The organism is Methylobacterium mesophilicum SR1.6/6 (assembly GCF_000364445.2).
GTDB lineage: Bacteria > Pseudomonadota > Alphaproteobacteria > Rhizobiales > Beijerinckiaceae > Methylobacterium > Methylobacterium mesophilicum_A.
The window spans coordinates 664,037-690,597 of record NZ_CP043538.1 but is presented as its reverse complement, the minus strand read 5'-3'; the positions used below and the strand labels follow the sequence as shown (position 1 = coordinate 690,597).

22 protein-coding genes are annotated in these 26,561 nt (G+C 70.4%); 10 read left to right on the top strand and 12 right to left on the bottom strand.

Annotated elements, in window-relative coordinates:
• Positions 1–29: 29 nt before the first annotated feature.
• Complete coding sequence (locus tag MMSR116_RS03175) at positions 30–791, top strand: Crp/Fnr family transcriptional regulator (RefSeq protein WP_010683782.1); 762 nt, start codon at positions 30–32, stop codon at positions 789–791.
• A 12-nt stretch (positions 792–803) separates the two neighbouring features.
• Here MMSR116_RS03175 and MMSR116_RS03170 read toward each other — a convergent pair whose 3' ends face one another.
• Genes MMSR116_RS03170 through MMSR116_RS03155 form a run of 4 tightly spaced genes read right to left on the bottom strand, consistent with a single transcriptional unit; the run spans position 804 to position 4,087 of the window.
• On the bottom strand, positions 804–1,577 hold the full coding sequence (locus MMSR116_RS03170) for an ABC transporter ATP-binding protein (protein WP_010683783.1): 774 nt from the start codon (positions 1,575–1,577) through the stop codon (positions 804–806).
• Positions 1,577–2,629, bottom strand: coding sequence for an iron chelate uptake ABC transporter family permease subunit (locus tag MMSR116_RS03165; protein WP_010683784.1), 1,053 nt, complete (start codon positions 2,627–2,629; stop codon positions 1,577–1,579). Before MMSR116_RS03165 ends, MMSR116_RS03170 begins: the two co-directional genes overlap by 1 nt.
• The gene (locus tag MMSR116_RS03160; protein ID WP_010683785.1) at positions 2,626–3,687 is read right to left on the bottom strand and encodes an ABC transporter substrate-binding protein; all 1,062 of its coding nucleotides are present in this window, start codon (positions 3,685–3,687) and stop codon (positions 2,626–2,628) included. Before MMSR116_RS03160 ends, MMSR116_RS03165 begins: the two co-directional genes overlap by 4 nt.
• A gap of 16 nt (positions 3,688–3,703) precedes the next feature.
• Positions 3,704–4,087: a VOC family protein gene (locus tag MMSR116_RS03155; protein ID WP_010683786.1), complete on the bottom strand. Its 384-nt coding sequence runs from the start codon at positions 4,085–4,087 to the stop codon at positions 3,704–3,706.
• 217 nt (positions 4,088–4,304) lie between these two features.
• Between MMSR116_RS03155 and MMSR116_RS03150 the strand changes: the two genes are divergently transcribed.
• Complete coding sequence (locus MMSR116_RS03150; RefSeq protein WP_010683787.1) at positions 4,305–5,228, top strand: DnaJ C-terminal domain-containing protein; 924 nt, start codon at positions 4,305–4,307, stop codon at positions 5,226–5,228.
• A 115-nt stretch (positions 5,229–5,343) separates the two neighbouring features.
• Positions 5,344–6,168, top strand: a complete 825-nt coding sequence (gene fabI, locus MMSR116_RS03145) for an enoyl-ACP reductase FabI (RefSeq protein WP_010683788.1) — start codon at positions 5,344–5,346, stop codon at positions 6,166–6,168.
• Between the two features lie 239 nt (positions 6,169–6,407).
• Here fabI and MMSR116_RS03140 read toward each other — a convergent pair whose 3' ends face one another.
• A complete protein-coding gene (locus tag MMSR116_RS03140; protein WP_010683789.1) occupies positions 6,408–7,559 on the bottom strand; it encodes an AAA family ATPase in 1,152 nt (383 codons plus the stop codon).
• Positions 7,560–7,573: 14 nt separating this feature from the next.
• Positions 7,574–8,566, bottom strand: a complete 993-nt coding sequence (locus tag MMSR116_RS03135; protein WP_010683790.1) for a polyphosphate kinase 2 family protein — start codon at positions 8,564–8,566, stop codon at positions 7,574–7,576.
• A gap of 96 nt (positions 8,567–8,662) precedes the next feature.
• Here MMSR116_RS03135 and MMSR116_RS03130 point away from each other — a divergent pair, with 96 nt between their 5' ends.
• The 3 genes from MMSR116_RS03130 to MMSR116_RS03120 all read left to right on the top strand — a co-directional run bounded on the left by MMSR116_RS03130 (position 8,663) and on the right by MMSR116_RS03120 (position 14,895).
• The gene (locus tag MMSR116_RS03130; RefSeq protein ID WP_010683791.1) at positions 8,663–9,250 is read left to right on the top strand and encodes a histidine phosphatase family protein; all 588 of its coding nucleotides are present in this window, start codon (positions 8,663–8,665) and stop codon (positions 9,248–9,250) included.
• Positions 9,251–9,361: 111 nt separating this feature from the next.
• Positions 9,362–13,429, top strand: coding sequence for a Pls/PosA family non-ribosomal peptide synthetase (locus MMSR116_RS03125; RefSeq protein WP_010683792.1), 4,068 nt, complete (start codon positions 9,362–9,364; stop codon positions 13,427–13,429).
• 311 nt (positions 13,430–13,740) lie between these two features.
• On the top strand, positions 13,741–14,895 hold the full coding sequence (locus tag MMSR116_RS03120) for a GGDEF domain-containing protein (protein WP_010683793.1): 1,155 nt from the start codon (positions 13,741–13,743) through the stop codon (positions 14,893–14,895).
• A gap of 95 nt (positions 14,896–14,990) precedes the next feature.
• Here the strand turns inward: MMSR116_RS03120 and MMSR116_RS03115 are convergent, their stop codons facing one another.
• Positions 14,991–16,460, bottom strand: coding sequence for a methyl-accepting chemotaxis protein (locus MMSR116_RS03115; protein WP_010683794.1), 1,470 nt, complete (start codon positions 16,458–16,460; stop codon positions 14,991–14,993).
• Positions 16,461–16,806: 346 nt separating this feature from the next.
• On the opposite strand from MMSR116_RS03115, the gene MMSR116_RS03110 reads away from it, so the two are divergent.
• Positions 16,807–17,013 carry a SlyX family protein gene (locus tag MMSR116_RS03110; RefSeq protein ID WP_010683795.1) on the top strand — a complete coding sequence of 69 codons (207 nt, stop codon included), beginning with the start codon at positions 16,807–16,809 and terminating at the stop codon, positions 17,011–17,013.
• Positions 17,014–17,029: 16 nt separating this feature from the next.
• Here the strand turns inward: MMSR116_RS03110 and MMSR116_RS03105 are convergent, their stop codons facing one another.
• Together MMSR116_RS03105 and MMSR116_RS03100 are read right to left on the bottom strand one after the other, a co-directional pair.
• Entirely contained in the window at positions 17,030–18,463 is a 1,434-nt protein-coding gene (locus MMSR116_RS03105) for an NAD-dependent succinate-semialdehyde dehydrogenase (protein ID WP_010683796.1), read from the bottom strand.
• 101 nt (positions 18,464–18,564) lie between these two features.
• Complete coding sequence (locus tag MMSR116_RS03100; RefSeq protein ID WP_010683797.1) at positions 18,565–19,350, bottom strand: class II glutamine amidotransferase; 786 nt, start codon at positions 19,348–19,350, stop codon at positions 18,565–18,567.
• 319 nt (positions 19,351–19,669) lie between these two features.
• Here MMSR116_RS03100 and MMSR116_RS03095 point away from each other — a divergent pair, with 319 nt between their 5' ends.
• Complete coding sequence (locus MMSR116_RS03095) at positions 19,670–20,062, top strand: response regulator (protein WP_010683798.1); 393 nt, start codon at positions 19,670–19,672, stop codon at positions 20,060–20,062.
• Between the two features lie 260 nt (positions 20,063–20,322).
• On the opposite strand, the gene rpsU is transcribed toward MMSR116_RS03095, so the two are convergent.
• Entirely contained in the window at positions 20,323–20,658 is a 336-nt protein-coding gene (gene rpsU, locus MMSR116_RS03090; RefSeq protein ID WP_010683799.1) for a 30S ribosomal protein S21, read from the bottom strand.
• 221 nt (positions 20,659–20,879) lie between these two features.
• Between rpsU and MMSR116_RS03085 the strand changes: the two genes are divergently transcribed.
• Positions 20,880–21,926, top strand: coding sequence for a threonine aldolase family protein (locus MMSR116_RS03085; protein ID WP_010683800.1), 1,047 nt, complete (start codon positions 20,880–20,882; stop codon positions 21,924–21,926).
• A 13-nt stretch (positions 21,927–21,939) separates the two neighbouring features.
• On the opposite strand, the gene MMSR116_RS03080 is transcribed toward MMSR116_RS03085, so the two are convergent.
• On the bottom strand, positions 21,940–23,127 hold the full coding sequence (locus tag MMSR116_RS03080; RefSeq protein ID WP_010683801.1) for a DUF1501 domain-containing protein: 1,188 nt from the start codon (positions 23,125–23,127) through the stop codon (positions 21,940–21,942).
• The gene (locus MMSR116_RS03075) at positions 23,124–24,650 is read right to left on the bottom strand and encodes a DUF1800 domain-containing protein (protein ID WP_039893118.1); all 1,527 of its coding nucleotides are present in this window, start codon (positions 24,648–24,650) and stop codon (positions 23,124–23,126) included. Before MMSR116_RS03075 ends, MMSR116_RS03080 begins: the two co-directional genes overlap by 4 nt.
• A gap of 179 nt (positions 24,651–24,829) precedes the next feature.
• Here MMSR116_RS03075 and MMSR116_RS03070 point away from each other — a divergent pair, with 179 nt between their 5' ends.
• Positions 24,830–26,443 (top strand): peptide chain release factor 3, encoded by a 1,614-nt coding sequence (locus MMSR116_RS03070; RefSeq protein ID WP_010683803.1) that lies wholly within the window; start codon positions 24,830–24,832, stop codon positions 26,441–26,443.
• Positions 26,444–26,561 lie beyond the last annotated feature (118 nt).

The following is a 26,561-nucleotide window of genomic DNA, read 5'->3' as shown; positions in this document are numbered from 1 at the left end:
AGCCTCTCTCCGGGACCCCGTCGCCGCCGATGCTCATCGACAGTGCCGCCCCCACGGGCAACCTGCTCCTCGACTCGCTCACAAGCGCCGACCGGGCGCTGATGGCTCCCCATCTCGAAGCGGTGTCCTACGCCAAGGCGGCGACCGTGTTCGAGACGGGACATGAGGTGACGCACGTCACCTTTCCCTGCGATCACGCCATCATCGCGCTGGTCATCATCACGCGGGATGGGCGAACCGCCGAGACGGCCACCATCGGCCACGAGGGCGCCGTCGGCGGGATCGTGAGCCAGGGACGGGTTCCGGCCTCCGCAACCGCGATGGTGCAGGTCGGCGGTCCGATGCTGCGGCTCGACATCGGCCGCCTCCAAGAGCTGGTCGCTCAATCCGCCACGCTCCGCGACCTGTTCGCGCGCTACGCCGATTGTTTCCTGGTCCAACTCCTGCAGACGGCCGCGTGCAACGCCCTGCACCCGATCGAGCAGCGCTGCCTGCGCTGGCTGCTGACGCTCCAGGACCGGCTGCAGGACGATACCCTGCCAATCACCCACGAGGTGCTGGCCGCGATGCTCGGCGTCCAGCGCACCTACCTGACGCGCATCCTGCGGACACTGCAGGACCAGGGTCTCATCCGGGTCGGACGCGGCCGCATCACCGTTGTCGACCGGCCGGCGGTGGCGGCCGCAGCCTGCGAGTGCCACGCCCGCGTCCGGCTCCACTGCGAGACGGTTCTCGACACGGTGTACCGGCCGCAGGATCGCGCCCGGATCGCCCCGGCCGCCGCCGGCTAGCGGGCGCCACGCTCAGGCGATGACGGGGGCGCAAACCGGCGCGGGGATCCCGGGTAGCGGGGCCACCACCACGTCGATGCCGTAGATCAGGCGCAGCAGCGCCGGGGTGACCGTCGCGGCCGGCGGCCCGCAGGCGACGAGCCCGCCACCGTGAAGGGCGAGGACACGGTCCGCGCAGGCGAGGGCGTGGCCGGGATCATGGGTCGAGAACATCACGGCGATTCCGGCCCGCGCGAGGCGGCGCACCTGCCCCAGGACGCGCGCCTGATTGCCGAAGTCGAGGCTCGCGGTCGGCTCGTCCATGATCAGGAGCCGCGGCGCGCCGCTCAGCGCCCGGGCGATCAGGGCGAGCTGCCGCTCACCGCCGCTGATCTCGGTGTAGATCTTTTCGGCCAAGTGGCGGATGCCCAAGGTGACGAGCGCGGCCTCGGCGGCAGCCTCGTCGGCCGGTCCCGGCGCCGAGAACGGCCCGATCCGGCTGGCGCGCCCCATCACCACGACTTCGCGCACCGTGAAGGGGAAGTAGGCCGCATGCGCCTGCGGCACCGCGGCGGCGGTCCGGGCGACCGCACGCCGCGACAGCCGGGACAGGTCGGTGCCGTCCAGCCGGATCCGGCCGCCCCGGGCCGGCAGCAGGCCAAGCAGCGTCTTGAACAACGTCGTCTTGCCGCCGCCGTTCGGCCCGAGGAGGCACAGCACCTCGCCCGCATCGAGATCGAACGATACGTCCGTGCCGACGGCCCGCGCGCCGTAGCCGAAGGCGAGATCCTGGACCTGGAGGAGCATCAGGCGATCCTGCGTCCGGCCGCCAGAAGCCACAGGAAGAACGGGGCACCGACAAGCGCCGTGAGGATGCCGAGGGGCACCTCGATCGTCCCCGCGGCGCGGGCGATCAGATCGACGACCAGCAGGTAGCCGGCGCCGAGCGTGACGGAGGCGGGCAGCAGCCTTCGGTAATCCGGTCCCACGAGCAGGCGGGCGATGTGCGGCACGATCAGTCCGACCCAGCCGATCACCCCGGTCATCGAGACGGATGCCGCGGTGATCAGCGTCGCCCCGGCGATGAGGACCGGGCGCAGCCGCCGCGTCTCGACGCCGAGCGCCCGCGCCTCCTCGTCCCCGAGGCTCATCAGGTTCATGCGCCAGCGCAGCAGCACCAGCGGCGCGAGGCCGAGGAGGAGCATCGGCAGGACGGCGCCGACATCGCCGAGCGTCACCGAGGACAGGCTCCCCAGGAGCCAGAAGGTGATCGCCGGCAGCTGGTTGTAGGGGTCGGCCAGGACCTTGAGGAGGGAGATGCCGGCGCCCAGCACCGCGCCGACGGCCACCCCCGCCAGGACCAGGGTCAGCACCGGATCCTGCCGCCGCACCGCGAGACCGACGCCGTAGACGGCCGCAACCGCCGCGAGGCCCCCCAGGAACGCCATGCCCTGGATGGGCGCCACCGGGAGGCCGAGATAGATCCCGAGCACTGCCCCCAGCCCGGCGCCGGCCGAAACGCCGAGGATGTCGGGGGAGACCAGCGGGTTGCGGAACAGGCCCTGATAGGTCGCCCCCGCCGCCGACAGGGCCGCGCCCACCACCAGGGCCGCCACGACCCGGGGCAGTCGGACCTGCATCACCACGGTCTCGACCGCGGCCGGCGCCCGGGCGGGCAGGCCGAGCAGGCGATGGCCGAGCACGTCCGCCAGATGCTCAAGGCCGACCGGGTACTTGCCGACGGCCAGCGACAGCAGCGCGAGCGCCAGGACGGCGAGTCCGGACAGGAGCGTCGCCGACAGCCGCAGGCCACGCGGCGCCCGCCTCGCGCTCGCCGCGGCGGCCTGATGGCCGCTCACCGCTTCGCGTCCGCGGGCCCGAGGAGCGCCGCGGCCTGCCCGGCGTCGAGATCGACGTGGTAGAAGCGGCGGTAGAAGCCGCGCATCACCGCATCCATCGGTTCCGGGAACAAGTCCGGATGGAGGATGCCGGCCAGCCATCGCAGCCCGATCAGCCGGTTGACCCCCGGCGGCGCATCGAACCACGGGAACGGCTGCTGCGGCGCCACGTAGACGCGGCCTGCCTTGACCGCCGCCACGTCCCGCCAGATCGGATCTCCGCGCACGGCCGCCGCGAAGGCCGGATCGAGGGTGACGATGACCTCGGGGTTCCAGGCCAGGACCTGCTCGGCGGAGACGCTGCCGAGACGCCCGTCGCCGCCCTGGGCGACGTTGCGACCGCCGGCCACCTCCAGCAGCTCGGTGTTGATGGAGCCGGCGAAGCCCGTCTCCAGCCCGCGCGGCCCGCGGGCGTAGTAGATGCGAGGCCGCCGATCCTCAGGAACGGACGCGACCGCCTTCGCCACCGTGCCGATCAGATCCTGCGCATCGGCGGCCAGCGCGTCGGCCCCGGCCTGAAGTCCCAGCGCCGCCCCGAGCTGCCGGTAGGTCTCGGGTATCCGGGCGAAGCTGCCGTCGAGCAGGATGTAGGGTATCCCGGTCTGCGCCTGCACGCGGTCGGCGAGGGAGGCGTAGGTCGGGCCGAGACTCCCCGCATCGACGATCAGGTCGGGCCTGGCGGCCAGCACGGCCTCGACATTGGCGGTGCCGCCGCGGCCGGTGAGCCGCCCGTAGGCGGGCAGCGACCGGGTCCGGGGTTCCAGATAGGGCAGGGCTGCCGGCGTGGGGGCGCTCACCCAGCCGACCATCCGCTCCGGAGCCAGGGTGTAGACCAGCACCGAGGCCGGCGGCCCGGCGGCCAGCACCCGCTCGATGCGGTCGGGAAGTTCGACCGTGCGGCCGGCGGCGTCGGTGAACGGGCGGCTTACGGCCCCGCTGGCGAGGGTGAGCATCAGCAGGAGGGTGAAGGCGAGCAGTTCGCCCCGGCAGCGTCCGGAAGGCACCGTCGTCGCCATCATCGCGCGGTTTCGGTCATCAGGAGGCTTTGCGTTCCAGGATCTCGATCAGCGCCCCGTCCGGGCCCTCGACGAAGGCGATGCGCAGGCCGGGACCGCGCTCGGTGATGCCGGTCCGGACCGGAACGCCCCGCGCGGTGAGATCGGCCATCGCCGCCTCGATGTCGGCAACCCGCAGACCGATATGCTCGATGCCGAGACAGGGCGTCGGCGTGGCGGGGGCGACCTGGTCCGGCGCCTGCTCGATGAACACGGTCAGGCCACCGAGATCGAGGACCACGCGCTGCACCGGATCCTCGCCGACGCGCTTCACCTCCCGCGCCCCGAACGTGTCGACGTAAAAGGCCGCGGCCTTCATGGCGTCGCGGCTGCGCAGATGAACATGATCGCAGGTGTAGTGCATCGGATCTCCGTATCGTGGCGGCGTCCCCGGCGCGGGCCCGTCCGGGTGCGCGTCCCGTCGTCCGCCGCACCAAGGTAGGCCCGAGCTTGCGTCGGACGAGATCCGACGCTTGACGTCACGCGCGAACCCGCAGACTTTCGCAGCGCTGACCGTTGCAGGGATGCAACATTCTCCCCACATCGGGGTTCAGACCCCACACCGCACAGCCAAGAGTTCCATGCGCAATCCCTACGACGTGCTGGGCGTGGCCAAGGGCGCGAGCGAGGCCGAGATCAAGAAGGCCTATCGCAAGCTCGCCAAGGACTTCCACCCCGACCGCAACAAGAACGACGTGAAGGCCAAGGACCGCTTCGCCGAGGCGAACGCGGCCTACGAGATCCTGGGCGACGCCGAGAAGCGCAAGCAGTTCGACCGCGGCGAGATCGACGCCGAGGGCAAGCCGCGCGCGACCGGCTTCGAGGGCTTCGGCGGCGGCTTCGGCGGCGGACGCGGCGGCGGCTACGACTTCGAGAACATGGCCCGGGCCCGCCAGGGCGGCATGGGTGGCATGGGCGAGGACATCTTCTCGCACATCTTCGGCGAGGCCTTCCGCGCGGGCGGCGCCGGCCCGGGCGGCCAGCGCCAGGCACCCAAGGGCGAGGACGTCGCCGCCGAGCTGTCGGTCACCCTGGAGCAGGTGGCGAGCGAGGAGAAGCTGCGCCTCTACCTGCCCACCGGGCGGGAGGTCGACGTGGTCATCCCCCGCGGCGTGGTCGATGGCCAGACCATCCGGCTCCGCGGCCTCGGGCAGCCCGGCGGCCCCCGGAGCGAAGCGGGCGACGCGCTGTTGACGATCCGGATCCGCCCCCATCCGCGCTTCACCGTGGACGGGGCCGACCTGCGCACGACCGTCGAGGTGCCGCTTGAGGACGCCGTCCTCGGCGGCACGATCCGCGTACCGACCCTGACCGGCGCGGTCGAGATGAAGATGCCGGCCATGACGAGTTCCGGTCGTACCTTCCGCCTGCGCGGCAAGGGACTGCCGAAGAAGGACGGCACGCCGGGCGATCTGTTCGCCACGACGGCGATCATGCTGCCGCAGGACGAGGACGCGGCGCTGCTGGAATTCGCCCGCGGGCGGCGCGGCGCCAAGGCGGCCTGACGGGGCCGTCCGCACGTGAACGCGCCCGGAGGCGGCCCGGACTTCCGTCTCCGGGCCGCCTCCGGTATGGAGGCCCCCCGGCGCCGGGCGGTGCCGCGAGGCTTCGGGATCGATCATGGCGGAACACGGGCAGGGCCTTCTGGCGGGCAAGCGGGGCATCGTCCTCGGGGTCGCCAACAACCGCTCGATCGCCTGGGGCATCGCCCGCAGCGCCCGCGCCCACGGGGCGGAACTCGCCTTCACCTACCAGGGTGACGCCCTGCGCAAGCGGGTGGAGCCGCTGGCCAAGGAACTCGACGCCCACGTCATCGGCCACTGCGACGTCACCGAGGCGGCCACGATCGACGCCGTGTTCGCGGAGGCGGCCAGGGTGTTCCCCGAGGGAATCGACTTTGTCGTCCACTGCGTCGCCTTCTCCGACAAGGACGAGCTGACGGGCCGCTACATCGAGACCTCCGAGGACAACTTCACCAAGTCGCTCCTGGTCTCGTGCTACTCGTTCACCGCGGTGGCCCAGCGCGCCGAGAAGATCATGCGGCCCGGCGGCTCCCTCGTGACGCTGACCTATTACGGCGCCGAGAAGTGGATGCCGCACTACAACGTCATGGGTGTCGCCAAGGCGGCCCTCGAAGCCTCGGTCCGCTATCTCGCGGCGGATCTCGGACCGAAGAATCTCCGCGTCAACGCCATCTCGGCCGGTCCGATCAAGACCCTGGCCGCCTCGGGGATCGGCGACTTCCGCTACATCCTGAAGTGGAACGAGTACAACGCGCCCCTGCGCCGGACCGTGACCATCGGCGAGGTCGGCGAGACGGCGGCCTACCTCGTCTCCGACATGGCCGCCGGCATGACCGGCGAGATCCTGCACGTGGATGCGGGCTACCACGTCGTCGGCATGAAGAACCCCGACGCGCCTGACCTGACCCTCGACAAGGACTGACCCGCCGCGTCAGGGCGGGCCAACGCTCAGGCGCATCCGAGTTAACTTCCCTCATCCTGAGGTGCGGCGCAGCCGCCTCGAAGGAGGGCTCCAGGGATCGCGCGGCTGGCTCGAGGCCTCCGCTGCGCTGCGGCACCTCTGGATGAGGGCGTTGGATGGAGGGGTCGACAGCGCTTCAGCCGGCGCGGCGCCCGGCCTTGCGCGACGATGCCTCCGGAGGCCCGTGAGGCCGTCGCGACTCAATCCGCCTCATCGCCAAACGACCCCGAGAGCCGCAGCCCCTCGATCCAGGTCTCGCCGTCGCGCTTCAGCACGGTCCGCGGCCGGGCGCCTCCGTGTTCGGCGACACCGTCCGCCAGCCGCTCGGAATGCGTCACCAGCCAGACCTGCGTGCGCGCCGCCGCCCGGGCGATCAGCCGGGCCAGCGGGTCCATCAGATCGGGATGAAGGCTCGTCTCGGGTTCGTTGAGGGCGATGAACGGCGGCAGCCGGTAGCCGAGCAGCGCGCCGGCCAGGGCGAGGAAGCGCAGGGTCCCGTCCGAGAGTTCGGAAGCGGCGAAGACCCGGCCATGGAAGTCGGGGAAGGTCACGCCGAAGCTGGCTTCCCGCCCCGGCTCCGGCACGATCAGGCGCGCCCCCGGGAAGGCGCCGTCCACGGCCTCGTCGAGGTCGTTCGTGTCCTGGCGGATATGGACCAGGGTCGCGAACACCGCCGCGAGGTCCGACCCGTCCGAGGCCAGCGTCGGCGTGGTCACCGCGAGGCAGGGCCGCCGCAGGGGCGACTCGGCGTCGGTCCGGAACCCGTGGTGGAAGCGCCACGCCGTCATCGCCAGGCGCACGAAGGCGATCTCCGGCTGGCCGGTGGCGACCCGGGCGCTGCCGAGCGCCGTCTCGGTGGCGAGGAGGTCGATGCCGAGGGATTGCTTGCGCCCGTCCGCGTCGCGGACGAAGCCGCTTCTTCCGTCCCGGTCGAGGATCACCGCCGTGCGGCCTCCGGTCCGGACGGACAGGCGCTCGGTCTTGATCTGCGGCTCGTGCCGGAAGGCCGCGCCGTAGATCTCGGCACCGGCCTGCGGGACGAGCCCGATCTCGACCGCGTAGGTGAAGTCCTGCCCGGTGCGGTCGTCGCGCAGGGTGGCGGACAGGCGGATCCGGGCGGGCTCTCCCTGCCGGCGCCGGCCGGCCCAGTGCGCCGAGTTCATGCCGCCCTCGGCGGCGAGGTCACGGGTCAGGGTGCCCCGGGCCGCCGCCTGCAGCAGCTCCAGCGCCCGGTAGAGGTTGGTCTTGCCCGTGCCGTTGCCGCCGACGAAAACCGACAGGTCGTCGACCGGGAAGCCGATCCGACGGAGCGAGCGGTAGCCCGAGACCGAGACCTCGCGCACCGTCAGCATGCCGGGCTCCTTCCTCAGTCCGGGACCGTCAGGTCGGCGATCCCCTTGGCGGCTTCGGGGAATCGCGGGTCCATCGCCTCCAGTGTATCCGCGACCGTCTTGGCGATCACGTAGTTGCGAAACCACTTGTGATTGGCCGGCACCACCAGCCATGGGGCGTAGGGCGTGGAGCAGCGCGACAGCGCGTCGGCGAAGGCCCGCTGATAGGCGTCCCAGGATTTCCGCTCGACGAGGTCGGCCGGATCGAACTTCCAGTGCTTCTCGGGATCGGCGATGCGGGCCTCCAGACGCTTCTTCTGCTCCGCCTTCGAGATGTGCAGGAAGAACTTCAGGATGGTAGTGCCGGACTCGGTGAGCAGCCGCTCGAAGTCGTTGATCCGCCCGTAGCGGCTCTGCCAGACCGCATCGGGCACGAGGCCCTTCACCCGCACCACGAGGACGTCCTCGTAGTGGCTGCGGTTGAAGACGCCGATCAGGCCGCGGCCGGGCGTGCGGGCGTGGTAACGCCACAGGAAGTCGTGATCCAGTTCGTCGCTCGACGGCACCTTGAACGAGGTCACCGTGCAACCCTGCGGGTTCACGCCCTTGAGGACCGACCGGATCGTGCCGTCCTTGCCGCCCGTGTCGATCGCCTGGAAGACAACCAGCAGGCTGCGGCTCCGCTCGGCGTAGAGCCGCTCCTGGAAGCCGACGATGCGGGCCCGCTCGGCGTCCAGCGCCTCCTTCGCCCAAGTCTTGTCGAGGCCGCCATCGGCGTCGCAGTCCACCGAGGAGAGATCGAAGGATGCGCCGGGCTCCACCGCGACGATGCCGGGAGCCGCCGGGATCGTAACCTGCCGGTGGCCGCTCAGCGCGTCGGGAGCCGTTCCGGCGACGTCGTCGACGGCGGTTGCCCAACGGGCGGTCGAGGGCCGCTCCGATCCTGGGGTTTTGTTCAGGTCATCCCCATCTGTCACGCCGCCGCCGCGCTTCTGGCCGCGATGATGCTTGCCGTGCTTCTTGGACATAGGCAGGACCTGTCTCCGGACGTTGCCGACCGACGGCGAGAACGGCCAGGGATCCCGGCCGTTCCGGACGCCTGCGCAGGACGGGGTACGCGAGGGTTGGCTACGATCTATTTCATCCGGCACGGCCAGACCGATTGGAACGCCGAGGGGCGCCTCCAGGGCGGCCGCGACACCGAGCTCAACGCCCTCGGTGAGGCGCAGGCCGTGGCGGCTGCCGACCGTCTCGCCGCCCTCGCGGGTTCAACGCTCGCCGAGGCGGATTTCGTCGCGAGCCCGCTCAAGCGGACGCGGCGCACCATGGAGATCCTGCGCACGACGCTCGGCCTGCCGCACGAGGCCTACCGCGTCGACCCGCGACTGCGGGAGATCGGCTTCGGCAGTTGGGAAGGGTCCACCTGGGCCGAGATCCGCCGCCGCGATCCGGCCGGAGCCGCGGGCCGCGAGCGCGACCGGTGGCGTCACCGGCCGCCCGGAACCGGCGGCGAGAGCTACGCCGCACTGGTGGAGCGGGTCGCCCCGGCACTCGCCGGACTGGAGCGCGACGCCGTCGTCGTCGCCCATGGCGGCGTCGCCCGGGCGGCCCTCGTGGCGCTCGGCCATCTCGACCCCTACACGGCGCCCCGCCTCGGCATCCGCCAGGGCGAGGTCCTGGTCCTGGAGCCCGGCGGCTGGCGCTGGGCTTGATCCCGTGCGCCGGGGCGGTGCACACCCGCCTCGATAACGGCACGATCGGCGGGCTATAGGGCGGCGGCCACGGTAAGCGCCGCCCCGAGCGGGCGGCCAGCGGAGCAGCGGATGAGCGACGTCGCCGAGAAGACCCGGCCTGGCCCGGCCGGGGAGCGCGAGCGTTCCGGCGACGGGGCTGCCATCCTGCGCGGCGCGCACCGCCCTGACCTGATCCGCGACGAGGTGCTGGCCGAGGTCTTCCTCGACTCGTCCCGCAGCCGCCCCGACCATCCCTGCCTGATCGACGGCGCGCGCGTGGAGGCGGGCGGCGTTCACCCGCGCCTGACCTACGCCGAGGTGGCCGCCCGCGCGGGGCGCATCGCCGCCGGCCTCGCCCATCGCGGGATCGGGCCCGGGGACGTGGTCGGGCTCTGGATGGCCCGCGGGCCGGATCTCCTCGTGGCGCAGATCGGCATCACCCTGTCGGGCGCCGCGTGGCTGCCCTTCGACGCCGAGGCGCCAGCCGACCGGGTGGGCGTCTGCCTGACGGATGCCGCCGCCAAGGCGCTGCTGGTCTCGCCGGCCCTCAAGCCCGCCGCGCCCGACGCGGCGCCGGCCCTGACACCAGCGGATCTCGACGCCGGGACGCCAGCCGACGCGTCCGTGCCCGATGCCCGCGCCGCCGGGCTGACACCCGAGCATCCGGCCTACCTGATCTACACCTCGGGCTCGACCGGCGTGCCCAAGGGCATCGTCATCAGCCACGCGAACATCTGCCACTTCCTGCGCTCGGGAAACGCCCTCTACGGGATGCGCGCCGACGACGTGGTGTTCCAGGGCGCCTCGGTGGCCTTCGACCTCTCCATGGAGGAGATCTGGGTCCCCTACCTCGTGGGTGCGACCCTGTTCGTGGCGAGCCCCGCCATGATGGGCGACGTGGAATCTCTGCCCGGCATCCTGGAGGCGGAGAAGATCACGGTGCTCGACACCGTGCCGACTCTCCTGGCGATGATCTCGGGCGACCTGCCGACGGTGCGCCTCGTGCTGCTGGGCGGCGAGGCGCTGCCCGAGCCACTGGTCGCCCGCTGGGCGACCGGGACGCGCCAGCTGTTTAACACCTACGGGCCGACCGAGGCCACGGTGGTGGCCACCGCCGCCGAGATGCGTCCCGGCGAGCCGGTGACGATCGGCGGCCCGATCCCGAACTACTCCGTCTACGTGGCCGGCGAGGATCTGAGCCTCCTCGGCCGTGACCAGCAGGGCGAATTGCTGATCGGCGGTCCCGGTGTGGCGCGGGGCTACCTCGCCCGGCCGGAGCTGACGGCGGAAAAGTTCATCGCCAACCCCTTCGCGTCGGACGGGACCGACCCGGTCCTCTACCGCTCGGGCGACGCGGTCTCCCTCGATTCCGCCGGCCGGATCGTCTTCCACGGCCGCATCGACGATCAGGTCAAGATCCGCGGGTTCCGGGTGGAACTCGGCGAGATCGAGGCGCGGATCCGCAGCGTCCCCGAGATCAACCAAGCCGCCGTGGTGCTCCGGCAGGATGACGGCGTCGACCGCCTCGTCGCCTTCCTGATCCCGGAGCGCGGCCGCGCCATCGACACCGCGGCTCTGCGCAAGACCCTCGCCGGCCAGATGCCGCCCTACATGGTGCCGGGCCATTTCGAGGTGGCCGAGACCCTCCCGCGGCTCACCTCCGGCAAGGTCGACCGCAAGGCGCTCAAGATCGCCCCGCTCACCGTGGTCGCCGCCGACGGCGAGCAGGAGCCGCCCGCCAACGAGACCGAGGCCGCCCTCGTCGCCGCCGCCAAGCAGGTCTTCGGCAACCAGCCGATCGCGCTCGAGGGCGACTTCTTCTCCGACCTCGGCGGTCACTCGCTGCTCGCCGCGCGCTTCGTCTCGGCGGTGCGCGAGAGCCCGGCGCTGGCCGGCATCACCCTGCCGGACGTCTACGCCCTGCGCACGATGCGGGCGATGGCCGACGCGCTGATCGCCCGCACCGGCGGCATGGGCGCCGCGGCGGCTCTGCGCGACCTGAGCTTCGAGCCGCCGCCGCTGCTGCGGCGGGCCTTCTGCGGCCTCGCGCAGCTCGTCGCGCTGCCCTTCGTGATCGCGCTCGCCACTGCGCAGTGGCTCGGCATGTTCGTGACCTACCTGCTGCTGACCGGCGGCGGCCTGAGCTTCTTCGCCGAACTCGGGGTGCTCCTCCTCGTCTACATCGGCATCAACGGCGTGACGGCGGTGGCGGCGGTGGCCGGCAAATGGCTGATCCTCGGCCGCACCAGACCCGGCCGCTACCCGCTCTGGGGCGTGTACTATTACCGTTGGTGGCTGGCGCAGCGGCTGGCGCCCCTGGTGCACGTGAAGTGGCTGCAGGGCTCGCCGGCGATCGCCATCTACCTGCGGCTGATGGGTGCCAGGGTCGGCCGCGATACCCTGATCTCCGACATCGAGGTCGGCGCGCCCGACCTCCTGACGATCGGCGACGGGGCGTCGCTCGGCGGCCGCTTGGTCATCGCCAATGCCGAGATCGTCGGGAACGAGCTGGTGATCGGCCGGGTGGAGATCGGCGCGGATGCGGCGGTCGGCACCTCCTGCGTGCTGAGCCACGACACGGTGATCGGCCCCCAGGCCGAGATCGCCGACCTCACCACGATCCCGGCCGGCACGCGGGTCGGCGCCGCCGAGCGCTGGGACGGCTCGCCCGGCCGCAAGGTCGGAACGGCCGATCCGGCTGAGTTGCCGGCGCCTGCCGAGGCGTCCTTCCTCCGACGGACCGCCTTCATGGCCGCCTACGTGGTGCTGCTCGGCGCGATCCCGGCGGTGGGCCTGCTGCCGATCTTTCCGGCCTTCTTCATCTTCGACCAGATCTCGGACTCACTCTCCGACATCACCGACGTCGACTATCACTGGTACCTGCCGATCCTCACATGGCCCACCGCCATGCTGATGACCGCCGGCACGGTGCTGCTGATCGCCGGCATCCGCTGGGTCGTGCTGCCGCGGACGCGCTCGGGCACCTACTCGGTCCACTCGCTGTTCTACCTGCGCAAGTGGTCGCTGGCGCTCGCCGTCGAGGTGACGCTGGAGACGCTCTCGTCGCTGTTCGCCACGGTCTACATGCGGGCTTGGTACCGGCTGATGGGCGCCAACATGGGCCACGGCGCCGAAATCTCGACCAACCTCGCCGGCCGCTACGACCTCGCCGAGGTCGGCGCGAAGAACTTCGTCGCCGACGAGGTGGTGTACGGCGAGGAGGAGATCCGGCGCGGCTGGATGCATCTGGAGCCGACCCGGACCGGGGCGCGGGTCTTCGTCGGCAACGACGCCGTGGTGCCGCCGGGCGCCGTCATTCCGGACGACGTGCTGATCGGCATCAAGTCGAAGCCGCCCGCGAACGACGCCATGAGCCCGGGCGAGACGTGGTTCGGCTCACCGCCGATCCGGCTGCCGGCCCGACAGAAGGTCGATCTCGGCTCGACCGCGCAGACCTACGAGCCCGGCATGTGGCCGAAGGTCCGGCGCGGCATCTTCGAGGCGTTCGCGACCTCGTTCTCGCCGATGCTCTACATCACTCTCGCGATCACGGTCATCGACTGGTACTTCTATCCCGCCATCCTGGAGCAGGATTGGTGGGGCCTGGCCGTCAGCTTCGTGGTGGCGAGCGTCGCCATCGCGCTGATCCAGTCCAGCGCGGTCATCGCGATGAAGTGGCTGCTGATGGGTGTCTACAAACCTGGGATGCAGCCGATGTGGTCCTGGTGGGCGATGCGCACCGAGGCCATCGCGGTCGCCTACTGGGGGCTCGCCGGCAAGGTGCTGCTGGAGCATCTCCAGGGCACGCCGTTCCTGCCGTGGGTGCTGCGCCTGTTCGGCGTGAAGGTCGGCCGGGGCGTGTGCATGCTGACCACCGACATCACCGAGTTCGACTGCGTGACGATCGGCGACTACGCCACGATCAACCGTGTCTCGGCGCTTCAGACCCACCTGTACGAGGACCGGATCATGAAGATCGGCCGCGTCGTCGTGGGTAAGGGCGTCTCGGTGGGGGCGTTCTCGACGGTTCTGTACGACACCAAGGTCGGGGATTTCGCGCGGCTGCGCCCGCTAACGATCGTCATGAAGGGCGAGTCGATCCCCGCCAGCACCGAGTGGGAAGGCGCGCCCGCGGTTCCGGTGATCCACGCGGGCTGAGGCCGTCCAACCCAATCCCCTCATCCTGAGGTGCCGGGCGATCGCAGATCGCCCGGCCTCCAAGGAGCCCTCCAGAGCGCGCTGCGATCCCTGGAACCCTCCTTCGAGGCCCGCTGGCGCGGGCCCTCAGAATGAGGGGGGGGATTGGGTGCAATCGCCCGATCAGCCTGCCGCAAGGCGGTGTCGTAGACCGTGGTGGTGCAGGGCGGGGAGTTTGATTAAGTTTTTATTCTACGGATATCGCTCTGGGCGAATCGTTTCTGAGCCTGAACGGCAGGGGATCGCCCAGGACTGAAGATCGATGGACGGTCGTGCACCTTGACCCCACCACGCTGCTGATCGTCAGTGCCGCGACGACCCTGCTGGTCGGCACGCTGTTCCTGGCGTCCTGGCGGCAGGCGCCCGACTCCCGCGCCCTTGCCCTGTGGGGAGCGGCGCATCTCGTCGGGTCGGTTGGCTCTGCCGGATTGGCCCTGCGCGGCCAGATCCCGGACCTGGTGTCGATCGGGTTGGCCAACGCCGTGGTGCTCGCCGCCTACGGACTGATCTGGAGTGGCGTCCGCTCCTTCGAGCGCCGGGCGGCCCGCCTGGACGTCGCGATGGCGGGCGCGGCTTTGTGGGGCGTCCTCTGCTGCGTCCCGGCCTTCTACGCGTCGATCGAGCTGCGCGTCCTCCTCGCCTCGGCCGTGGCTACCGTCTACTGCGGCGCGGCCGCCGCAGAAATCTGGCGCGGCCGTGCCGAGCGCCTCGCCTCGCGGATCAGCGCCGGCATCGTGCTGAGCCTGCAAGGCGCCTTCTACTTGGTGCGGATCCCATCGACGCTCCTGGCGCCGCCCCTGATCGGCCCGAATCCGCTTGCCTCGCCCTGGGTGGCGGTCCTGTGCTTCGTCACCATGCTGTTCTCGATCGCCTCGGCCTTCACCTTCATGGCGCTGGTCAAGGAGCGGGCTGAGCGCGAGCAGCGCATCGCCGCCTCCACGGACGCGCTCACGGGCGTCCGAAATCGCCGTGCGTTCGCGGATGCCGTTGACGCCGCCCTTCTGGGAGGCGGGGGCGGCGCGCTGCTCCTCGTCGATCTCGACCGGTTCAAAGCGGTCAACGACGTTCATGGCCACGCCGTGGGCGACGCGGTGCTGGTCGGGTTCTGCGCCATGGCGGCGTCCTTGTTGCCGCCGGACGCGCTCCTGGGGCGCCTGGGCGGTGAGGAGTTCGCCTGCCTGTTGCCGGAAGTCTCGCCCGCCGAAGCCCTGGCCCGCGCCGAGGAGCTGCGCCGCACCTTCGCAGAACTCCACGTGCCCGAAATCCCCGAGCTGCGCGTCAGCGTGAGCATCGGAGTCGCGCAGCTGCGCCACGGGGTCGGGTACGAGACGCTGATGCGGCGCGCCGACACCGCCCTCTACGCCGCCAAGAACGGCGGCCGCGACCGGGTCGCCGTGGCCGACGCGGCTGCCGCACGGGCCGCGTAACGGCGTCTTCGGGCGTCAACCTAGCTCCGCGGTGCCCCTGATCATCCCGCGCGAGCGGTCGGCGGGACGCCGCTTGCGGGGACGGCGTCGCCCGTTCAGGCGAGGGCGCGGGCGGCTTCGGAGACCTTCCGCACCGAGGCGTCCACCAGGGCCGCCGAGGTCGCGATCTCGGCGATGGCCGCGCGGGCCGCCTCGACGCTCTGGGCGGCGGATTGCATGTTCTCGGTCATGTCGCGGGTCACGGCCGCCTGCTCGGTCACGGCGGACGACACGCTGAGCGAGATCTCGCTGAGCTGCTCGATCGTGCCGCCGATCCCGTCGATGGCCGCGACCGCCCGGGCCGTCTCCGTCTGCACGGCGGCAATCTGGGTGCCGATCTCGCCGGTGGCCCGGGCGGTCTGCTCGGCCAACGCCTTGACCTCGGCGGCCACGACCGCGAAGCCCTTGCCGGCCGCACCCGCCCGCGCGGCCTCGATGGTGGCGTTGAGCGCCAGCAGGTTCGTCTGGTCGGCGATGGAGCGGATCAGGTTCACGGCGGCGCCGATCCGGTCCGCTGCACCGGTCAGGCCCACCACGATGGCGCCCGCTTCCTCGGCGCGGGTGACGACCTTGTCGACCGAGGCTTTCGCCTGGAGGGCGTGGCGGCTCAACTCCTCGATGGAGGCCGCGAACTCCTCCGAACCCGCGGCGACCGCCTGGACGTTGTGCGCCGTCTGGTTCGCGGCCTGGGTGGTCCCGTCAGCCTGCTGCACGACGCGGCTCATCGACTCGCGGATCGCGGAGAGATCCGCGTCGATGGCGCGCTGACCGTCGCCGCGGCGCTGCCGGTCCTCCACCTGCCGGGTCACGTCGGTGGCGAACTTCACGACCGCGCAGGGCTTCCCGTCGGCGTCGAAGATCGGGTTGTAGGTGCCGAAGATCCAGACCGCGCGGCCGCCCTTGCCGACCCGGCGGAATTCGCCGGCCTGATGGCGCCCAGCGCCGAGGGCCGTCCAGAACGCCGCGTAGTCCGCGCCCGCGGCCTCGTCCGCCGGCAGGAACATCCGGTGATGCTGGCCGCGCACCTCGTCGAGGGTGTAGCCCAGGGTCGTGAGGAAGTTGGCGTTGGCGTCCGTGATGATGCCGTCCAGCGTGAAGCTGATCACCGCCTGCGAGCGATCGAGCGCCGCGATCCAGCCGGCGTCGCGCGCGCTGCGCCCGCGCTCTTCCGTGACGTCGGTGGCGAGCTTCACGATCTTGATCACCTTGCCGTGGCGATCGAGGACCGGGTTGTAGGAGCCGTGGATGCGGATGGTCTGCCCCGACTTCGTGAGGCGCGTGAAGTCGCCGGCCACGTGACGCCCGGTGCGCAGCTGTTCCCAGAACGCGGCGTAACCGGGCCCCGCGCGCTCCGCTTCGGTCACGAACTGCGCATGGGGGCGCCCGCAGACCTCCGCGCGCGTGTAGCCGACCAGATCCAGGAAGAGGGTGTTGGCGTCGATGACGGTGCCGGACGGGTCGAACTCAACCCGCGCCATTGCCCGGTCGACCGCCGCGACCAGCGAGTCCGCACGTGAACCGAACATCTTCTTCCTTGCCTGCAGCCGGACCCAGTGGTCGGCGAGTATACAAGCGGTAAGATCGTTTAAAAATTGACAAGACAGCTCTTACGCGGGCCCGGATTCAGCGAAAATAGTCCGAAATAGACTGTGAAATAGATCTGTATATTGATGTCGCAGGACTTCAGGTAACGATTTCGCGATCAATGTCGCGCGATATGAGCATAGGGAAAATTGGTATTCGCGGGATCTTTTGGTGCCTCGCATCCGGACGGGCCCCTACCGGCTTGCGAAGACGATCAGCCCTCGGCATCGGTTCTCCGACCCCGGCCGATCGGCCGCGGATGGCCCGTGGTCTGATTGGAGATCGGAGATGGACGAGCCGAACCGGATCGACCGCCTGGAAATGCGTCTCACCGAGCAGGAGGCGACGATCGAGGATCTGAACCGGACCGTGACGGAGCAGTGGCGGCTGATCGACCGGCTGGTGCGACAGGTCGAGGGGTTGCGGGAACAGGTCGAGGAGGCGGCGGCCCGGGCCGCGCCGCGGGGGCCGGAGCCACCGCCTCCCCATTATTGATGCGCCGACCGGCCGATCAGAAGTTCGCCTGCGTGACGAACTTGGTCACGAGATACGCGTCGAGCGCTTCTGGCCCGCCCTCGCTGCCGTAGCCGGAATCCTTGACGCCGCCGAATGGGGTCTCAGGCAGGGCGAGACCGTGGTGATTGATCGAGATCATCCCGCTCTCGACCCCGTTCGACACCCGGGCCGCCCGCTCGGCGGAGCGGGTGTAAGCGTAGGCCGCGAGGCCATAGGGCAGGCGGTTGGCCTCCGTGAGCGCCTCCTCGTCGTCCGAGAAGCGGTTGATCGCCGCCACGGGGCCGAAAGGCTCCTCATTCATGATCCGCGCCGTGAGTGGCACCTCGGTGAAGACCGTCGGCTCGAAGAAGTTGCCCTGGTTGCCGATGCGCTGGCCGCCGGCGCGGAGGCTGGCGCCGCTCGACTCGGCATCGGCGGTCAGGGTCGCTATGGCGTCGACCCGTCGCCCGTGGACCAGCGGTCCCATCTTGGTGTCCGGATCCAGCCCGTCGCCGACCTTGAGGGTCTTGGCGAAGTTGGTGAAGCCCTCGACGAAGCGGTCGAACACCGAATCGTGCACCAGGAAGCGCGTCGGCGAGACGCAGACCTGTCCGGCGTTGCGAAACTTCGACGGAGCAAGGACGGCGACCGCCTTCTCCACATCGGCGTCGCCGAACACGATCGCGGGGGCGTGGCCGCCGAGTTCCATGGTGGCCCGCTTCATGTGCTCGCCCGCCAGCGCGGCGAGCTTCTTGCCGACCACGGTCGAGCCGGTGAACGAGATCTTCCGGATCACCGGATGCGGAATCAGGTAGGACGAGATCGTCTCGGGATCGCCGTAGACCAGCGAGAGCGCGTCGCCCGGGATGCCGGCATCCAGGAAGGCGCGGACGAGGGCGGCACAGCTCGCCGGCGTGTCCTCGGGGCCTTTCAGGATCACCGTGCAGCCGGTGCAGAGCGCCGCCGAGATCTTGCGGACCGCTTGGTTGATCGGGAAGTTCCAGGGGGTAAAGCAGGCGACCGGACCGACCGGCTCGCGGATCACCGCCTGCAGCACGCCGTCGGCCCGGCCCGGGATGACGCGGCCGTAGGCGCGCTTACCCTCCTCCGCGAACCAGTCGATGATGTCCGCCGCCGCCAGGGTCTCCATGCGCGACTCGGCGAGCGGCTTGCCCTGCTCCAGGGTCATCGTCCGGGCGATCTCGTCGACCCGCGCACGCATCAGGTCGGCGGCCTTGCGCATCACCTTGGCGCGCTCGAACGCCGCCACCTTCCGCCACGCCGGGAATGCGCGGGCGGCCGCCGCGAGGGCCTCGTCGAGATCGGCCTGCGTGGCGACGGCGCACTGGCCGATGGTCTCGCCGGTGGCCGGGTTGAGGACGCCAAGGGTTGCCCGGTCGGCGCCCGCGCGCCAGCGTCCCGCGATGTGAAGCTCGGTATCCGGATACATCGGCTGATTCCCGCTCGGCCGCACCATCGGCCGCGAGCGGAATGTGGCCATAGGGCGCGCCCCGACAATCCCCGGGACGGCATGGCTGGGCTCGCTTGTATTCAGGCAGCGGCGCGGGTGGGTTCGGGGACTTCCACCACCGTCGCCGCCCCATGGCGCGCGCGGAGCGTGCCACCCTTCGGCACGACCTTCCAGCCGTCGCGGCACCCGTCGATCGGCTCCGAGACGACCACGATGCCGCCCGGCCCCTCGCGGAAATACAGACTCGGTGGACGGCCGTCGCAGGCCCAGCGGTAGGCGGTGAGCGTCTCGCCGTCGGTCAGCAGCGCGGTGAAGCGCAGCGGCTCGCAGACGTTGGCGACCTCCATCAGCTCACGGATGGATCTCAGCGTCCGCGCCATGGCGCCGATCGGGTCCGTCTCGAGGCCGTTGGCCAGGGCCAGCAGGAAGATTGCCTCGGAATCGGTGCTGCCGCGGCGCTGGTCATAATACGCGTCCGGGATCAGCGCTTCGAGCCGGCGCTTGATCCGATGGTAGCCGCCGATCTGGCCGTTGTGCATGAACAGGTGCCGGCCGTGCACGAAGGGATGGCAGTTCGCCCGCGCGGTGGCCGTGCCAGTCGAGGCGCGGACATGCGCGAAGAAGGTCCGCGCCCGGACCTGCCCACAGAGGTTCACGAGGTTTTCATCCGACCACGCCGGAGAGATGTCGCGGTAGACACCGGGTTCTGGGCGCTCGGCGTACCAACCGATGCCGAAGCCGTCGCCGTTGGTTTCAGTCTTCCCCTCGTCGGCGTGCAGCGACTGGTGCACGAGCGAATGGGTCGGCGCGCAGACGAGGTCGGAGAGGAAGACCGGCTCACCGCTGTAGGCGAGGAAACGGCACATGTCGGACGTTGATCCTTCAGCTCTGATCCGCGTTGAAGCCGATGGGAGGTCCCACCGGGCCGGTTCCACCGCAGCAGCAGGTTAACAGTCGGTCCACTTCGGTGAACAGTTTCTTAACCGCGCGTGCGCTGCGCCAATTTCAGGCGTTTCGCTCGAAAGTGTCGCCGCATGGCTGCAGGGCAGGCATTCGTCGACCGAATCGCGCCGACTCTTGTGAGCCGGCTCCTGACAGGCCAGCATGGCCGAATCGGGGAATCAGAAGCCCGTCTATGGGACCGTGACCCGTCAAGGGGCAACGCACCGGCATCAGGAGACTCTTATGGATCGCGCAACGCCCGACAGTTCCAGCCCCGTCGCCCTCGTCGTCGAGGACGACGCGGCGGTACGCGATCTCGCGACCGCGGTGCTGGAAGAGACGGATCTCGGCGTGATCGCCTGTGAGAGTGCGGAGGCGGCCCTCTCGGTGCTGGAGCGGCCGGACGTCACCGTGGCGCTGCTCTTCGCCGACGTGCGCCTGCCCGGTGCCATGGACGGCATTTCCCTGGCCCAGGCGGTGGGACGTCGCTGGCCGGACGTGCGCGTGATCGTCACCTCCGGGGCGAGCCGCGACGCGCGCCTGCCCGATCAGGCGGTCTACATGCAGAAGCCGTGGCGGGCTCTGGACGTGCTGGTCCAGGCCGAGCGCGCGACGATCGCCGCCAAGGCGGCGTGATCCCGGTACCGGTTGTTCCCGTCAACTCCGCTGTCCTCGCGAGCGGAGCGAAGCAATCCAGCAGCGGCACATCTCCTCAGGTCGCGCTGCCCTGGGTCACTTCGCTGCGTTCGTGATGACGGAGAGGGACGCCTCAACCGTAGCGTTCAAACTATAAGTCCATGGCGCGGGCGCTCTGACCGCTCCGCTTCCGTCACGTCGCAAAGAAAAAGCCCGGCTGCTTGCGCAGGCCGGGCTCCTTCAAGAGCGCGTGCGGTCAATCAGGCGGCGGGAGCCGGGCTCACCGGAACCTGACCCGAGGCGTTGCCGCCCTGCGCCTGCGCAGCTGTCGGGGACGGGAAGCCGGGGCGACGGCCGCCGGCGGGGAAACGGGGCTTCGGCTTCGGCGCGGCGATCAGACCCTCGCGGATCGCGGTCTTGCGGGCCTGCTTGCGGGCGCGGCGGACGGCCTCGGCCTTCTCGCGGGCCTTGCGCACGGACGGCTTCTCATAAGCCTTGCGCTGCTTCATCTCGCGGAAGATGCCTTCGCGCTGCATCTTCTTCTTGAGGACGCGGAGCGCTTGATCGACGTTGTTGTCGCGAACGAGTACCTGCAACGGACTTGATCCTCTGGACCTGGATTTCGGGGCTCGCGTAGCCCGCCGCCGATCTGGAAACCGGCAACGTCCCTCGCCCGGTTGCGCCCGGGAGGGACGGGAACGTCGGTTTCCGAATCGGCGTGGAGCCCACGCCTTGGCGGGGTCATTACACCAAGCGCGCACCAGTTCCAACCTGTCCGCGCGATCGAACTTCGGCTGCCGCGTGGTAGGTTGCTCGGATGAGACACGACGACTCGCAGCAATTCGCCAGCGACAACTATTCGGGCATCTGTCCCGAAGCCTGGGCGGCCATGGAGGCGGCCAATCGCGGCCACGCGCCGGCCTACGGCGAAGATCCCTGGACAGCCCGGGCCGCCGACGCGTTCCGCGCGCTGTTCGAGACCGAGTGCGAAGTGTTTTTCGCGTTCAACGGCACCGCCGCCAACGCCCTGGCACTGGCGGCCCTGTGCCAGTCCTACCACAGCGTGATCTGCGCCGATTCGGCCCATGTCGAGACCGACGAGTGCGGCGCGCCGGAATTCTTCTCCAACGGGTCCAAGCTGCTCACCGTCCGGACCGAGGGCGGCAAGCTGACACCGGAGGCGATCCGCGGGCTCGCCCAGAACCGCAGCGACATTCACTTCCCCCGGCCGCGGGTCGTGACCGTCACGCAGCCGACCGAGACCGGTCAGGTCTACACCCTCGCCGAGCTGCGCGCGCTGTCGGCGACCTGCCGCGACCTCGGCCTCGCGCTCCACATGGACGGCTCGCGCTTCGCCAATGCCTGCGCGAGCCTGGGCTGCAGCCCGGCCGAGATGACGTGGCAATCGGGCGTGGACGTCCTGTGCTTCGGCGGCACCAAGAACGGCATGCATGCCGGCGAGGCGGTGGTGTTCTTCGATCCGAGGCTCGCGGAGGATTTCGGCTACCGGTGCAAGCAGGCCGGTCAGCTCGCCTCGAAGATGCGTTTTCTGGCGGCCCCATGGGTCGGCATGCTGGAGAGCGGCGCGTGGCTGAGGAACGGGGCGCACGGCAACGCCTGCGCCCGGCGTTTCGCCGAATCCGTTGCCGGGCTGCCGGGGGTGCGGGCGCTGTTTCCCGTCGAGGCCAACGCGGTCTTCCTGACGCTGCCGGCCGCCACCATGGAGGGGCTGCGCGCCCGGGGCTGGCGGTTCTACACCTTCATCGGTGGCGGGGCGCGGTTCATGTTCGCCTGGGATGCGAAACCCGAGCGGGTGGACGAGCTGGTCCGGGACCTCGGTACGCTCTCCGCCGCGGCGGCGTGACCGGATCGGTCCTCTACAGCAGCGCCAGTTCCGCCGGGTCGGCACTCGGGAAGATCCGGCGCAGGCTCGCCTGATCGAGGCCGTAAAGGCGCCGGAACAGCCCGCCGAGGAGCGCTCGGTAGTCGGTGAGCACCGGATAGTCCCGGTTCTGGAACAGGTGCGTCTCGTCGGCCCGCACCTGCGGCCCCGCGATGCGGCCACCGCGGACGCCGCCGCCGAGAATCCAGTAGACGCTGCCGTGGCCGTGATCCGTGCCGCGGTTGCCGTTCTCCCGGAAGGTGCGGCCGAACTCGGACAGGACCACCACCACGGTGTCGGACCAGCCCGAGTCGATCTCCTCGACGAAGCCGGCAAGGCCGCGCCCGAGCTCGCCCAGCCGGTCGGCGAGGTAGCCGGTGCCGGCGCCCTGGTTCACGTGGGTGTCCCAGCCGCCGACATCCACGAAACCGAGATTGAACGTGTCGCGCATCAGCCGGCCGATCCGCCGCGCCGACAGCTCGAAGCCCTTCGGCGAGACCGCGCCGCGATCCGCCTGCGCCGCGTGGTCGGAGATCGACTCATAGACCGCGTCGCGGACCCGGAACCCCTCGGTTACGGCGGCGGCCAGCTTGGTGTCGCTGTACATGGCGGCGATGAGGCGTGCCTGCCGGTCGTCGATGCCGGGCTTGCCGACCCCGTTGATGGCGATGTTCGGCACTGTGTCGCCGCCCCGGAAGATCAGCGGCATCTGGTCGGTGAAGGCGATCGGCCGGACGCGGGTCAACTCGGCGGCGAGGCGTGCCATGAAGCCGGAATTGTAGTCGCGCGCAGCGCCGACCGTCTGGCCCATCTCGATCGTGTCCTGGGTCTCGAAATGGCTGCGGGTCAGATCGTCGGTGCCGGCGAAGGGCACGAAGGCCGCCTGACCTTTGGCGTAGAGCGGCAGGATCGTCTCGCGGAGCGCGGGGTGCAGGCTCCAGTCGGCGTCGAGCGACAGCCCCGCCTTAAGGTCAGATGTATCAGGCTTGGCAATCGCGAGGTTCGGTCGAGAGCGGTAATAGAAGTCGCTGCCGGTGGGGATCACCACGTTGGCGGCGTCGTAGGCGCCGCGCAGGAACACCACGAGCAGGCGCGCATCGGCCTTCGGAGCCGCCCAGACGCGCCCGGCCACGGTGGACAGGCCGAACGCCGCCGAGGCGCGGATCAGATCGCGACGGTTCATCGCATGAACTCCGGCGAGGCGAGGTAGAGGGTGTTCCAGTCCTGGGGCGACACCGCCTGGGCGAGGGCCGCCCGCGTCGACGCGGAGAGCGTGCCCGACAGGGTCGAGAAGTAGAGCCCGTTGGCCAGAACGGGGAAGGCCGGCTGGTCGGTCTGGTCGGGGCCCGGTGGTCTGAACAGGCCGGCCGGGCCGGATCCGATCTGCCGCGCGATCTCGAACCGCGTCGCGAGCTGACCCGGGCCGCTCCAGGCCGCGGCGTCGAGGGGATAGCCGTCCGGCGTCGAGCGGTTGAACAGGCCCTCGCCGAGCCGGTTCAGCCACCCGAGCACCGGGCTGGCGTTGAGGATCACGCGCGTGTCGTAGGCCATGCGCAGGGCCGAGAAGACGTAGCGGACCGGATCCTTGAAGGTGCCGCGCTCGGCCGCGAAGGCCGGCTCGCGCGCCAGCGCCTCCATCACGGCGGCGATGTCGCCGTCCGTGCGGGTGAAGACGGCGGCGAGCCGGGCAACCAGCGCGTCGTCCGGCGCCTGCCCGAGGAAATAGGTGGCGAGCGCTCGGGACACGTTCGCCGCGGTGGCGGGATGCCGGGCGATCAGGTCCAGAGCCTGCTCGACCTCCGCCCAGCCGCGGCCCGCGACGTGCGCGCCCAGGAAGTCCTTGTCGCCGTAATCGTGCCGGTTCGGGTTGAACACGAACAGGCCGTCGCGGCGGAAGTCGGCGGCGTGCTCGGGCCGGAGCTTCGGATCTTCCGTCTTCAGGTCGATGCCGACCCCGGTGAGGATCCGCGCCAATGCCTCCACGTCGGCCTGGCTGTAGCCGGAGCCGACACCCATCGTGTGCAACTCCATGATCTCGCGGGCGTAGTTCTCGTTGATTCGGCCGGCGGCGTTGTCGGCGTTGTCGAGGTAGCGCAGCATCGCCGGATGGCGCAGGCTCGCCATCAGCAGATCGCGGAAGCGCCCGAGCGCGTGGGGGCGGATCGCCGTGTCGAGATAGTCGCCCACCGCCGCCCGCAGCGTCGCCTTGCCCTGGTGCACGTTGAACCGGTTGAACCAGAACCACGTCAGCCGTTCGCGCACTTGGTCCGGGCTATAGAGGGCGCGCAGCACCCAGGAGGACGCGGCGTTCCGCGCCGCCGTATTGAGTGCCGCCTGAAAGGCCTGCTGCCCGGCCTTCCTGGCCTCGGGATCCTGGATGTCCCTGAACGCCTTCGCCTGCCCGTCGAGCGCCTGGGCCCGCTCGAACTGGCTGCCCGGCGGGGTCAGCGCGTCGATGGCGGCCTGCGCGTCGGGGGGCAGCCGCGTTTCGGCGGGGGGATGGAGCTGCGCGTGCAGCCAGCGCACCCGTCCCTCGGCTTCCAACTGCGTGAAGGCCGAGGGTGTGGCGCCCCAGGTCAGGGCATCGAGGAAGGCGGCATCTGCGGCCGCGGTCGGGGCCGGCACGCCGCCCGCCATGGGGCCGGGCCCCGCCGCGGACACCAACAAGGCGGCGATGAGAAGTGAGCGTCTTGCGGCGCGCGACATGGCAGCCTCGCGGAGCGTGGATCGGCGTACCGAGCCTGTTGCCGGACCCCTGTACGGTCCCTGAAGGGACGCCGCGATGAGCGCCGTGTCTTTGCCAATATCGGGGCGTGCCGCTACACGATCCCGAGACCGCGCCCCGGGCGCGCCATCACGTTCCGCCGACCCAGAGCGTTCGCTCCATGCTGATGCAGACCAAGACCGAGGCGAGGCCGGCCGATCCGGTATCGCGGCGGCGCACCTTCGCGATCATCTCCCACCCGGACGCGGGCAAGACCACGCTCACCGAGAAGCTCCTGCTGTTCGGGGGCGCGATCCAGCTCGCCGGCGAGGTCAAGGCCAAGCGCAACCGGGTCTCGACCCGCTCCGACTGGATGGGAATCGAGAAAGAGCGCGGGATCTCGGTGGTCACCTCGGTGATGACCTTCGAGTATGGCGATTGCGTCTTCAACCTGCTCGACACGCCGGGCCACGAGGACTTCTCGGAGGACACCTACCGGACGCTGACCGCGGTCGATTCGGCCGTCATGGTGATCGACGCCGCGAAAGGCATCGAGGCGCGCACGCGCAAGCTGTTCGAGGTCTGCCGTCTGCGCGACATCCCGATCGTCACCTTCGTCAACAAGCTCGACCGCGAGGCCCGCGACCCGTTCGAACTCCTCGACGAGATCGAGAAGACGCTGGCGCTCGATGTCGCCCCGGTCACGTGGCCGATCGGCACGGGCCGCAACTTCTCCGGGACCTACGAGCTCGGCGGCAAGCGCGTCCGCCGTCTCGACGCCGCCGAGGATGCCGGGATGGTGGCGGTCTCGGGCCCCGACGATCCGCTCTTCGACGAGCTCCTCACCGAGGACGGGGCCGCGGATGCGTGGCGCGAGGAGGTGGAACTCGCCGAGGGCGGCCTGAAGCCCTTCGACCTCGATGCGTTCCGCGAGGGCCACCTGACGCCGGTCTTCTTCGGCTCGGCGCTGCGCAATTTCGGCGTGCGCGACCTGATCGACGGCCTCGCCCAGGTGGCGCCCCCGCCCCGGGGCCAGGACGCCGACAAGCGACTCGTGGAGCCCACCGAGCCGCGCATGACCGGCTTCGTGTTCAAGATCCAGGCGAATATGGACCCGAACCACCGGGATCGCATCGCCTTCATGCGGGTCTGCTCGGGCAAGCTCAACCGGGGCATGAAGGCCCGGCTGGTGCGCACCGGCAAGCCGATCTCGCTCTCGGCGCCGCAATTCTTCTTCGCCCAGGATCGCGCCATCGCCGATGAGGCCTATGCGGGCGACGTGGTCGGCATTCCGAATCACGGGACGCTCCGGATCGGCGACACCCTCACGGAGGGAGAGGATCTGCTGTTCCGCGGCGTGCCGAGCTTCGCCCCGGAGATCCTGCGCCGGATCAAGCTCACCGACGCCATGAAGGCCAAGAAGCTGCGCGAGGCGCTCCAGCAGATGGGCGAGGAGGGCGTGGTCCAGGTGTTCGTGCCGCAGGACGGCAGCCAGGCGATCGTCGGCGTGGTCGGCGCGCTCCAGCTGGACGTGCTCAAGGAACGGCTCCAGGCCGAGTACGGCCTGCCGGTGGATTACGAGACCTCGCGGTTCTCGGTCTGCCGCTGGGTGTCCTCAGACTCCGATGTGGAGCTCGACAAGTTCATCGACTCGCACGGCTCGGCCATGGCCAAGGATCTCGACGGCGCGCCGGTCTTCATGGCGACGACGGCCTTCTCGCTGCGCTACGAGGAGGAGCGTTACCCGGCCGTGCGCTTCACCGACGTGAAGGATTATCAGAAGCGGGCGGGGTGAGGCCGTTTGGGACAGCCCATCCAATCCTCCACCTCATCCTGAGGTGCCCGCGTCAGCGGGCCTCGAAGGAGCCCTCCAGCCAGGCGCGCGATCCCTGGAGGGCCCCTTCGAGGCCTGC